Here is a 10,330-nt window from a genome sequence, read left to right on the forward strand (position 1 = left end):
CTTCGCGAGCAAGCCCGCTCCCACATTTGATCTGTGTTGCCACAAATCTACGGTTCATATGCAGATTCATTGTGGGAGCGGGCTTGCTCGCGAAGAGGCCAGCGGATCCACCACAATCCAGAGGCTATTGGCTCTTTCTTGCAGCTCAAAGCTGGCCGCTTGAAGCTGCCCTAAAGCACAAACCGCCCATCAAACATCCGCTCATTATCCAGCGCCAACACACCGCTCTCAAAAATCAGATCCAGGTGATGGCTGCCCTTGGCCCCGCCACCCAGGCCCAGGTGCAGGCCGCAATGGCGTTCCTCGAAACCGGCATTGCGGGCATAGAGGCTCTTGACCCCTTCGTTGGTGCCGATGCCCAGTTCCTCGATGCGCCGGTTGGAGGGGTTGGCGTCCAGATATTTGTTGAAGTCGTGCTCCAGCCCCGGCACGTCGGTGGCGATTTTCTGGATAGTGGAGTCTTCGATCCACAACTCCAGCGGCGATTGCAGCACACCGTACTTGCGGGCGAACGGGATGGTGCTCAGGAACGTACCGACGAACTTCACCTGACCATTGATGGTGTCGCTGTGGGTGGCGATTTCGCCGGGGGCCAGGTCATAGTTGCCGAGACCGTTGATGTCGGTCCATTTCTTGACGCTGTTGAGGTCGGTGTCGAAATACGAACCCAGGTCATCCTGAAAGCTCAAGGTCGTCGCCTGGGACATGCGCCGGATCAGGTGGCTGTTGAGCCCGGCGATGCGCTGAGGAATCACGCTGAAGGTGTCGTAGAAATAATCGCCGTAGTCCTTGAACAGCAGTGATTTCTTCCAGTTGTCTGCCATCACGCCTTGCAGCGCGCGAACAAAGTCCGGGCCGTCGGGGCGTGGATTAGGCAGGGTGGAAGAGTCGTAGAAGAAAATGTACAGATCGCTGTCGGCAATGGCCTTGGACAGTCGCTCAGTGGATTCAAGGTCCAGGCGCATGGCGCTGAACCGGAAGGGCGAGCCGCTACCGGCCTGGTCGGCAATGGCTCCGGTCAGTGCTTCGTAGTCGGCGGTATGGCCGAGCAACACCTTGGCGGGCTGGATGCCGGCCAGGGCTGGATGATGTTCGAGGTAGTAAAGGAAATGTGAGATGGCTCGTTGTGTGTCCATGCTTATTCTTCCCTGACAGTGGTGTTGGCTTCCCTGAGTGTCTGCAAAGTGGCGGAGCCGACCGGCCGGATCACCTCCGCCGGTAGCGCTTACAGAGGCCACATCGCCGTGCCGAACGGAACAACGGCGTCGGCTTGCATCATTTCAACGGCGGCTTCATGGGTCGGTGCTTCAAACCATTCGTCCAGTTGCAGTTCGGTTTCCAAGTCTTTGTCCAGTGCTTGCATAGCGAATCTCCTAGATGACTTTTACGGAAAGTTGCGAAGTCGATTCCGCGATTGAGAACTGACCGGAAGCGACTGTGCAAAACCTGCCGGTACGACGCCTTGGCAAGTCGCTGAAAACCTAGTCGAGGGTTTTTTGGAATGCAAAAAAATAAATTATTTTTTTCGTTTGAACTTTTTGTTCTATTTTTTCCGAGAAAATTACTCATTCAAAAACAGTTGTCTGGGGAATATTTTTAATAGGTAGCTATCTACCGTCAATTTGCAGGCAGCCGACACAAAATGCCTGGATGGAAAACCTGCGTTACGCATCGTAAAGAAAATCTGACGATCTGAGCCGAGATCGGGGGACGGAATCAGCCTTTTCACAGGCTGTAAGAAAAAGCTTCCGCCGCGCGGGTTGCGGCGACCTTTGAACGGCTCTGGACCGCTTGTTTCAGGCCGGATAGAAGGGTGATATGCACGCCATGCCTGTCGTGCAGGTGCATAACAAGAAGGAGGCGCAATGAACGCCGTAGCTCAACCCATCTCTCCCGTCGTGGCGTTTTATACGTCACACCCTTCAACGGCTTGCAAGAGCCTGGACATGATTTTGCGGCCGTCCTCAATGCTTGAGGCGCCCCCATGCAATCCCGGCAAATGACACGCTGATCCGGTGGTGTCTGGCAGCAGGGGGTCGGCGGTGTACAATGCGCCGCGTTTTACTGTGACCCTTCGCGTACCCACGCACTTTCAAGGTTATCCGCCTTGTTCACTCCGCCACGTCACGAGCGTGTCGGGTTCGATTTCGTCACAGATAAAAACAAACAGGTGACGCATGACCGTTGTAAAAACGCTGAATTCCTGGTGCCTGCGCTGGGGTTTGATCGGCGCTGCTTGAAATCCGATTTGAGCGGCAACGTCTAACGAACATCATCAAACCTTGCGTGAGACCTTTTCATGAGTGGACAAAACTCGCATTCAGGCGAGCTGAAACGCGGCCTGAAAAATCGACACATTCAACTGATCGCCCTCGGCGGCGCGATCGGTACAGGCCTGTTCCTCGGCTCGGCGGGGGTGCTGAAGTCAGCGGGCCCGTCGATGATCCTCGGTTACGCCATTTGCGGCTTCATTGCCTTCATGATCATGCGCCAGTTGGGCGAGATGATTGTCGAGGAACCAGTGGCCGGCTCCTTCAGTCACTTTGCCCACAAGTATTGGGGCGGTTTCGCCGGTTTCCTGTCGGGCTGGAACTGCTGGATTCTCTACATCCTGGTGGGCATGTCGGAACTGACCGCGGTCGGCAAGTACATCCACTACTGGGCGCCGGACATTCCTACCTGGGCTTCGGCGGCAGCATTTTTCGTCCTGATCAACGTCATCAACCTGGCCAACGTCAAAGTGTTTGGTGAGGCTGAGTTCTGGTTCGCGATCATCAAGGTCGTGGCAATTGTCGGCATGATTGCCCTGGGTAGCTATCTGCTGGTCAGCGGCAATGGTGGTCCGCAAGCTTCGGTGACCAATCTGTGGGCTCACGGCGGATTTTTCCCCAACGGCGTGAGCGGTCTGGTGATGGCGATGGCGATCATCATGTTCTCCTTCGGTGGCCTGGAAATGCTTGGCTTCACCGCGGCCGAGGCCGACAAACCGAAAACCGTGATCCCCAAGGCCATCAACCAGGTGATCTACCGGATCCTGATTTTCTACATCGGTGCCCTGGTGGTGCTGTTGTCCCTGACCCCATGGGACAGCCTGCTGAGTACGCTCAATGCCTCCGGTGATGCCTACAGCGGCAGCCCGTTCGTGCAGGTGTTCTCGATGCTCGGTAGTAACACGGCCGCGCACATCCTCAACTTCGTGGTGCTGACCGCCGCTTTGTCCGTGTACAACAGCGGCACTTACTGCAACAGCCGCATGTTGCTGGGCATGGCCGAACAGGGCGATGCGCCCAAGGCCCTGGCCAAGATCGACAAGCGTGGCGTGCCGGTGCGTTCGATCCTGGCTTCGGCTGCGGTCACGCTGGTGGCAGTGCTGCTGAACTACCTGATCCCGCAGCATGCGCTGGAGTTGCTGATGTCGCTGGTGGTCGCGACCCTGGTGATCAACTGGGCAATGATCAGCTATTCGCACTTCAAGTTCCGCCAGCACATGAACCAGACCCGCCAGACACCGCTGTTCAAGGCACTGTGGTATCCGTACGGCAACTACGTCTGCCTGGCCTTCGTGGTGTTCATCCTTGGCGTGATGCTGCTGATTCCCGGCATCCAGATATCGGTCTACGCGATTCCGGTATGGGTGGTGTTCATGTGGGTGTGCTACGTGATCAAGAACAAGCGCAGTGCCCGGCAAGAATTGGGCGTGGCGACTGTTGCCAAGTAAGCACGAAACCTGTGGGAGCGAGCCTGCTCGCGATGGCGGCGGCACAGTCAATACAGATATCGCCTGTGATGGCCTCTTCGCGAGCAAGCCCGCTCCCACACTGGATCTTCAGTGGTCGCAGAATGTGTGTTCACTGCGGAATCTCGTGGGAGCGGGCTTGCTCGCGAAGAGGCCGTCACATCCGGCATAGGTTTCACCTACCAGACCGCCATCGCGAGCAGGCTCGCTCCCACAAGGGTTGGTCGCTGTCTTGGGGATTCGCGGTATCCTGTGGGTCCTGATACCGGACCTCTTTTTTCATGCTGGCAATTTCCAACACTGTGCACATCCCGGACGCCGAGATCGAGCTGACGGCCATCCGCGCCCAGGGCGCCGGGGGCCAGAATGTCAATAAGGTCTCCAGCGCCGTGCATTTGCGCTTCGACATTGCGGCCTCGTCCTTGCCCGACTTCTACAAGGAGCGGCTGCTGGCGTTGCGCGACAGTCGCATCACCAGCGACGGCGTGTTGATCATCAAGGCCCAGCAATATCGCACTCAGGAACAGAACCGGGCCGATGCCCTGGAACGCCTGACCGAACTGATCCTCAACGCCACCAAGGTCGAAAAGAAGCGCCGTCCGACCAAGCCGACCCTGGGCTCGAAGAAACGTCGCCTGGAATCCAAGACCAAGCGCGGTTCGATCAAAGCCGGGCGCGGCAAGGTGGACTTCTAGTTTTTCTCCCGCGCCTGGCGATGCGTCGGCGCCTGGCGGTACAGGTAGAGACTCAGCAACAACCCGCCCAATGCCGCCAGCGCGGCGAACAAAAAGATCGAAGCAAAACCGAAACCGGCGGCAATCGCACCGGCCAACGGCCCGGTAATCCCCAGTGACAAGTCAATGAACAACGAATAGGCGCCCACCGCCGCGCCACGGCTGGAGGCCGGTACCAGATTCACCGCTTCCACCCCCAGCGCCGGGAATACCAGGGAAAAACCGAAGCCGCTCAATGCCGCGCCGGCCAAGGCCCAGTGCGCATCAGGCGCCAGCCACAGTAACAACAAACCCAGGGTTTCCACCGACAGGCAGGCAATCGCCACCCGGAAGCCGCCCAGGCGGTTGATCAAATTACCGAACAGCAAGCGCGCGCCGATGAAACTGGCGCCGAACAGGCTCAGGCACAGCACCGCGTTGTCCCACTGCTGCGTGGCGTAATACAGGGTGATAAACGTGGCGATGGTGCCAAAACCGATGGAGCCCAAGGCCAGGCCGCAGCCGTGGGGCAGGACGCGCCCCAGCACATGCATGAACGGCAGCCGTTCGCCCGTGACAATCGGCGCCGGCGTTTTCGGCCAGGCCAGCGCAAGCCCCAGCAGCGCCAGCAAGACAATGCTGACGCCCATGCTCCACAGCCCCAGGGACTTCACCAGCCACACGCCCAACGGCGCGCCAATCGCGAGCGCGCCGTAGCTGGCGATACCGTTCCAGGAAATCACCTTGGCGGTGTTCGCCGCGCCGACCCGACCGATGCCCCAGCCGATCGACCCCGAGCCGACCAGGCTTTCCGCACTGCCCAGCACCAGGCGGCCAATCAGCAGGCTGATCAGGCTCAGCGTCGGCAGGGTTGACGTCCAGGCAGAGACCAGCATGAACACCCCGCTCAGCCCGCAACCGGCGAGGCCGAACATGACCGCGCGCTTGCTCCCCAGGTTGTCGATGATGCGCCCGGCATACGGACGGCTGAGGAGGGTGGCCAGGTACTGGACGCTGATCACCAGCCCGGCGATCACCGCGCCGAAGCCCAGTTCGCTGTGGACGAACCCGGGTAACACGGCAAGGGGAATACCGATATTCAAGTAGCCAATGAAAGTGAACAGAACGATGGAAACGACTTGCAGCGTGACCGCCAAGGGGCGCTGGGTATCTGGCATGGGTAGAGGGTCCACGGAGCAGCAGGATAGATAGGCTGCTTATGATAGCGGTGCCTGCGGCCGTGAAGCGTGGAAAAGTAAAACTATTTGCCGGATGGCGCTGAGTTGTCGTCGTGCCCGGCAACCAGTTGCGTGGTGACCAGCGCGGCGAGGGCGTTTTCTTCGGTGCCGAAACGTGCCAGCAAGGCGGCCTGTTTTTCCGGGGAAAGGCGCGTCCAGATATCGACCATCTTTTCGGCGGTGCCGATCAGAACGCTGGCTTGGGCTTCGCTGAAGGTGGGGGCATCGGTCATGGGGGGCTCAGGATTCAGGCAGTGTGGAAAGCGCATCTTAGCGCTTTCCACACGGTCTGGTCGTGCGGGTAAATCAGTCTTCGCTGTCGGCCTGGCGGCGTTCAGTGGCTTCTTTAGGCTCGGGTTGCTGGGCGTCTGGTTGCCCCCCGGCTTGTAGCGTGGTCGTCTGCTCAGTTTCGTGCAGGCTAGGGAAGGGGAGATTAGGAATCTCGTGCATATCGCGCTCCTCGCAAAGTCTGTGGGTAGATCTGGTAGATCCGCGCTTTTACAAAGCGTGGGCAGGATACCGCAGAAGAAATGACAAAAAGACTTTTAAGTTCCGTTGTGGCGACAAAAGGGCTTGTCTGGACAGGACATGTCCAATCGTCAAACGGCCGCTACCGGTCGTCGCGAAGGCTCAAGAATAAGCCCGGCAGGTCGATGGCTAGTACATATCCCGGATTCGGTTGCGACACTGCATACCACGAACATGGAGGTCGGGACGTGTCGTTCGTGAGCTTGGCTCTTTCTTCTTTTCAAGAGATTTCCCTCCATGTTTCTACAAAAATCCCTGAGAGCGCAGATTCTCGCTTTGCTCAGTGGCAGTCTGCTGGCGATGCTGCTGATTGCCCTGGCGTCTTTCCATTTCCTTTCCAATGGCGTGCAGAATTATCGCAACCTGATCGATGGCCCGTTGCGTGCTTCGCAGTTGATCGATGAGGCCAACCTGCAATTCAAGGTGCAGGTCCAGGAATGGAAGAACGTGCTGCTGCGCGGCAAGCAGCCGGCGGACCTGGCTAAATACTGGAAGCAGTTCGAAGATCGCCAGCACGATGTGCAGGACATTCTTGGTCAGTTGATCGGCCTCGAAGGGGTTGCGACACCCATCAAGACCCGGATTGAGGGGCTGCGAGACGAACATAAGCAGTTGGGTGCGGCCTACCAGAAGGGCCGTGATGCGTTTGTGACGGCGGGTGGCGATGCCGCGGCGGGTGATGCGGCGGTCAAGGGTGTGGACCGCGCGGCCAGTGAGCAAATGAGTGCGCTGGTGGTGGAATTACGCAAGCTTGCCAGTGAACAATCGACGCAAATCAGTGCCGGCGCCGATCACACGATTATGCTGGGCACCGTGGTCATGCTGATTTCCGGCCTGCTGATCGGCTTGTTCAGCTTGTGGCTGGTCAATCGCAACCTGGTGCAGCCGATCCGCAACCTGATCGAGTACGTGACCCAACTGAGTCGCGGCCGTTTCGCCGAGCGCGTGGTCAGCAACCGGCAGGACGAGTTGGGTGACCTGGCGCTGGCCGCCAATACCCTGCGCGATTTTCTCGCCGAAACCTTCTCGCGTCTGCAGCGCAGTGCCACCGAGCTGGACAGTGCCAGCGGCGAGCTTAATGCCATCGCCAGCCTGATGAGCCAAGGCACCAGCGAGCAATTCGAACGCACCGATCAGGTGGCGACGGCGATGAACGAAATGTCCGCCACCGCCCAGGAAGTCGCCCGCCATGCCGCCGACGCGGCGCGAGCGGCCGACGATGCTGATCACTCGGCGCAGCAGGGCGAGAAGGTCATGCAAGGGACCATCCACACCATCACCCGCATGCGCGGTGAAATCGCCAACACCGCCACGGTCATCCGCCAGTTGGAAACCGATAGCGGGCGCATTGGCAAGGTTCTGGAAGTGATCCGCGGTATCGCCGAGCAGACCAATCTGTTGGCCCTCAACGCTGCCATCGAAGCGGCCCGGGCTGGCGAGGCCGGGCGCGGTTTCGCGGTGGTTGCCGATGAAGTGCGCAGTCTGGCCCAGCGCACTGCCTCGTCCATCATCGAGATCAACCAGATTATTCAGACCGTGCAAACCGGTGCGGTGGACGCGGCCCAGGCCATCGAGAGCGGCCAGTCGCGCAGTGAGGAAAGCGTGGAGCAGGTAACTCAGGCCGGTGCGATGCTCGAGCGCATTACCCAGGCCGTGGAAGCGATTCGCGACATGAACCGTCAGATCGCCACTGCCGCAGAAGAGCAGACCTCGGTGGCTGAAGACATCTCGCGCAACCTGACCGAAATCACCTGCATCGCCAGCACTAATCTGGACAATGTGCAGCGCACCGAAGCCGCGAGTCGAAACCTGCACGGTTTGTCGGGGCAGTTGAATGAAGTGACGGCGCGATTGAGTGCCTGATCATTGTGAGTGTCAGTTGTTCGAAGACGTAAAAAAGCCGCGCAACCCTAAGGCTGCGCGGCTATTTTTTGATGTTCAATCAAGTGTCTTGTTTGTTGGACAGTACTTTGCCGGTAGTGGCATCGAAGTCAACGTCATACTCTTTGCCATCGGCGGTTTTCAGTTCAACTTCATATTCATAACCGTTGAAGTGGTTATCCAGGTCGGTGTCGGTGATAGTGGCGCCCGGGTGCAACTTCAGGGCCTCTTCATTCATCGATTCCAGCGACTTGATCTTGCCTTCCTTGACCAGTTGTGGAATCTGGTCCACTCGAACATCAGCCTGGGCCAGGCCAGCGGTGAGGGTCAGGGCTGCGGCGGTGAACAGGGCAGTTAAAGTTTTCATAGGTTCTTTCCTTAGCGTCGTTAAAGGTGTGTTTCGTTTAAGTGGCTTCAGATTAACTGTGGCAACTTAATTCACCCTTAATTCAGTAACCGTTGTTCTCCAGCACCTGTGCCACGCTGCCTGTCGCGGGACGCTTCAAGTACTTGAGCAGTTCACTGGCGCGGTTGGTGAAGATGCCATCCACTCCGGCCTCCAGCACTTTTTTGAAGTCCACCGCTTCATCCACCGTGTAGACGTGCACCAACAGACCCTGATCATGGGTGTATTGGTTCATCCACGGCTGCACCAGGTCCGAATAACTCTGGCTGCCGCCGTGGGTCAATGCGGCAGACGGCCCGGTGCCGATGGCGCCTTGTGCCTTGGCCAACTGGACCCATTGTTCAAATTCGGCTTTGTCCTTGGGCTGCTGTTTGGCGTAGTAAGCCGCCTTGTCCGTTTCGCCGGACTCGGCAAACGTCACCTTCGACTTGGCCTCGATGTAGCCATCGCCCACCCACAGCAGCAGGACCTTTGGCACGTTGGGCATTTCTTTTTGCAGCAGTTCGAGGCTGCTCTTTTCGAAGGTTTGCAAGACCACTTTACCTTTGCCCTGACCTACACCAGTGGCGCGTTTGGCGAGCTTGGAACCCGCCGGGCTCAACCAGCCGCGGTCCTGCAATTTATCCTTGAGGTCGCGTTCGATGCCGGGGAACAGCTTCGGCTCCTTGGTTTCAATGTACAGCCCCGGTTTGTGCAGCGGGTTGCCTTCGGCGATGTTGATGACCTCGTCAAGGGTCAGAATTTTCAGGCCCACGAACGACGGGCGGGCGCGGTCCGGGTAGGCGGTGTTGAACCAACTGCCGGCATCCAGGGTTTTGAGTTCCGCCATGGTGAATTCGTTGGCGGTGCTGTCCTTGCGCTCGGGGAATTTGGTCGCGACATCCGTGGTGCGCAACAGGCTGTCGTCGTGCAGTACGAACAGGACGCCGTCCTTGCTGCGTTGCAGGTCCAGCTCCAGGTAATCGGCGCCCAGGTCGCGGGCCAGTTTGTAGGCCGCGGCGGTGGTCTCCGGCGCGTCAAACGAGGCGCCGCGGTGGGCGATCACCGCCGGGTGAGGAATACCTTGCAGGGCCGCGAGGGCCTTGGGGGACGGGACTTCGCCGGCCTGTGTCTGGCCGAAGCCAAGTAGCAGGCTCAGCATCAGGGCGCTACGGGTGAAGGTGACAGGCATGCTCGAGATCCTTTCGTAGGTTTCGCAAAGACCTATCTTTTAACAACTGAACGTTCCTGGCGCTATCGCTATACCGACATAAAAATGCGCGAAGCAGATTTTTCCCACGCTTTTTCAGGCCGCTTTGCAGTACGCTTGGCCGCACCAGTTTCCCCGGCAGAGGGAAACCCGAAGACAGCGTTCACTTGCCCTGCGTGTAAACCATCGATCAGACGTCCTGCGGGACGCATCCATGAGGTTTACCATGCGCACCACTTCGACATTCATCTGCCAGGCCGCCGACCAGCTCAAGGGTTTTGTCGGCCTGAACCGCAAAACCGACCAGTACATCGTGCGCTTCAGCGAAGATGCCTTTGGCATGGACGTGGCCGACGACGGCATCATTGCGGCATCCGAATTTGTCTGGACGCCCGCAGCGGACGGCACCATGACCCTGAATCGCGAGCGCATCCAGTTGCTGCTGGACCAGAACATCGACGACCGGATCAACCTCACCGAACCGTTACGGGTTTACATGGCCCGCCGTGATTTGCCCGAAATCGTTGCGGTGCGGCAGTTGGTGGAAGGCTGAAGCCACGCCGATCATGAATGGGATAAGAACCCTCTGTGGGAGCAAGGCTTGCCCGTGATGACGGCGGCAGATTCAGCATGGATGCA

The 10,330-nt window shown here is 58.6% G+C and carries 11 protein-coding genes; 4 read left to right on the top strand and 7 right to left on the bottom strand.

The annotated features are described in order from the left end of the window. Positions 1 to 170: 170 nt before the first annotated feature. Both HU811_RS20230 and HU811_RS20235 read right to left on the bottom strand, forming a co-directional pair. On the bottom strand, positions 171 to 1,136 hold the full coding sequence (locus HU811_RS20230; protein ID WP_186657726.1) for a M29 family metallopeptidase: 966 nt from the start codon (positions 1,134 to 1,136) through the stop codon (positions 171 to 173). A gap of 89 nt (positions 1,137 to 1,225) precedes the next feature. After that, positions 1,226 to 1,363, bottom strand: a complete 138-nt coding sequence (locus HU811_RS20235; RefSeq protein ID WP_003178782.1) for a hypothetical protein — start codon at positions 1,361 to 1,363, stop codon at positions 1,226 to 1,228. A 936-nt stretch (positions 1,364 to 2,299) separates the two neighbouring features. Here HU811_RS20235 and HU811_RS20240 point away from each other — a divergent pair. Both HU811_RS20240 and arfB read left to right on the top strand, forming a co-directional pair. Next, positions 2,300 to 3,718 carry an amino acid permease gene (locus HU811_RS20240; protein ID WP_186657728.1) on the top strand — a complete coding sequence of 473 codons (1,419 nt, stop codon included), beginning with the start codon at positions 2,300 to 2,302 and terminating at the stop codon, positions 3,716 to 3,718. A 299-nt stretch (positions 3,719 to 4,017) separates the two neighbouring features. After that, complete coding sequence (arfB, locus tag HU811_RS20245) at positions 4,018 to 4,431, top strand: alternative ribosome rescue aminoacyl-tRNA hydrolase ArfB (RefSeq protein WP_047226974.1); 414 nt, start codon at positions 4,018 to 4,020, stop codon at positions 4,429 to 4,431. Here the strand turns inward: arfB and HU811_RS20250 are convergent. The 3 genes from HU811_RS20250 to HU811_RS20260 all read right to left on the bottom strand — a co-directional run bounded on the left by HU811_RS20250 (position 4,428) and on the right by HU811_RS20260 (position 6,137). Next, positions 4,428 to 5,627, bottom strand: a complete 1,200-nt coding sequence (locus HU811_RS20250; RefSeq protein ID WP_186657730.1) for an MFS transporter — start codon at positions 5,625 to 5,627, stop codon at positions 4,428 to 4,430. The two genes, arfB and HU811_RS20250, sit on opposite strands and share 4 nt — an antisense overlap. An 83-nt stretch (positions 5,628 to 5,710) precedes the next feature. After that, the gene (locus tag HU811_RS20255) at positions 5,711 to 5,956 is read right to left on the bottom strand and encodes an immunoglobulin domain-containing protein (RefSeq protein WP_186657733.1); all 246 of its coding nucleotides are present in this window, start codon (positions 5,954 to 5,956) and stop codon (positions 5,711 to 5,713) included. Positions 5,957 to 5,993: 37 nt separating this feature from the next. Then, positions 5,994 to 6,137, bottom strand: a complete 144-nt coding sequence (locus tag HU811_RS20260) for a hypothetical protein (protein ID WP_172833788.1) — start codon at positions 6,135 to 6,137, stop codon at positions 5,994 to 5,996. A gap of 315 nt (positions 6,138 to 6,452) precedes the next feature. Here HU811_RS20260 and HU811_RS20265 point away from each other — a divergent pair, with 315 nt between their 5' ends. Next, positions 6,453 to 8,078 (top strand): methyl-accepting chemotaxis protein, encoded by a 1,626-nt coding sequence (locus tag HU811_RS20265; protein WP_186657734.1) that lies wholly within the window; start codon positions 6,453 to 6,455, stop codon positions 8,076 to 8,078. A gap of 79 nt (positions 8,079 to 8,157) precedes the next feature. Here the strand turns inward: HU811_RS20265 and HU811_RS20270 are convergent, their stop codons facing one another. Together HU811_RS20270 and HU811_RS20275 are read right to left on the bottom strand one after the other, a co-directional pair. Next, positions 8,158 to 8,463 carry a PepSY domain-containing protein gene (locus HU811_RS20270; RefSeq protein WP_092393069.1) on the bottom strand — a complete coding sequence of 102 codons (306 nt, stop codon included), beginning with the start codon at positions 8,461 to 8,463 and terminating at the stop codon, positions 8,158 to 8,160. 82 nt (positions 8,464 to 8,545) lie between these two features. Next, a complete protein-coding gene (locus HU811_RS20275) occupies positions 8,546 to 9,673 on the bottom strand; it encodes a glycerophosphodiester phosphodiesterase (RefSeq protein WP_186657735.1) in 1,128 nt (375 codons plus the stop codon). A 244-nt stretch (positions 9,674 to 9,917) separates the two neighbouring features. On the opposite strand from HU811_RS20275, the gene HU811_RS20280 reads away from it, so the two are divergent. Further along, on the top strand, positions 9,918 to 10,244 hold the full coding sequence (locus HU811_RS20280; protein WP_186657737.1) for a DUF2025 family protein: 327 nt from the start codon (positions 9,918 to 9,920) through the stop codon (positions 10,242 to 10,244). The last annotated feature ends 86 nt before the right edge of the window (positions 10,245 to 10,330 follow it).

It is taken from the genome of Pseudomonas tehranensis (genome assembly GCF_014268615.1).
Classification (GTDB): domain Bacteria; phylum Pseudomonadota; class Gammaproteobacteria; order Pseudomonadales; family Pseudomonadaceae; genus Aquipseudomonas; species Aquipseudomonas tehranensis.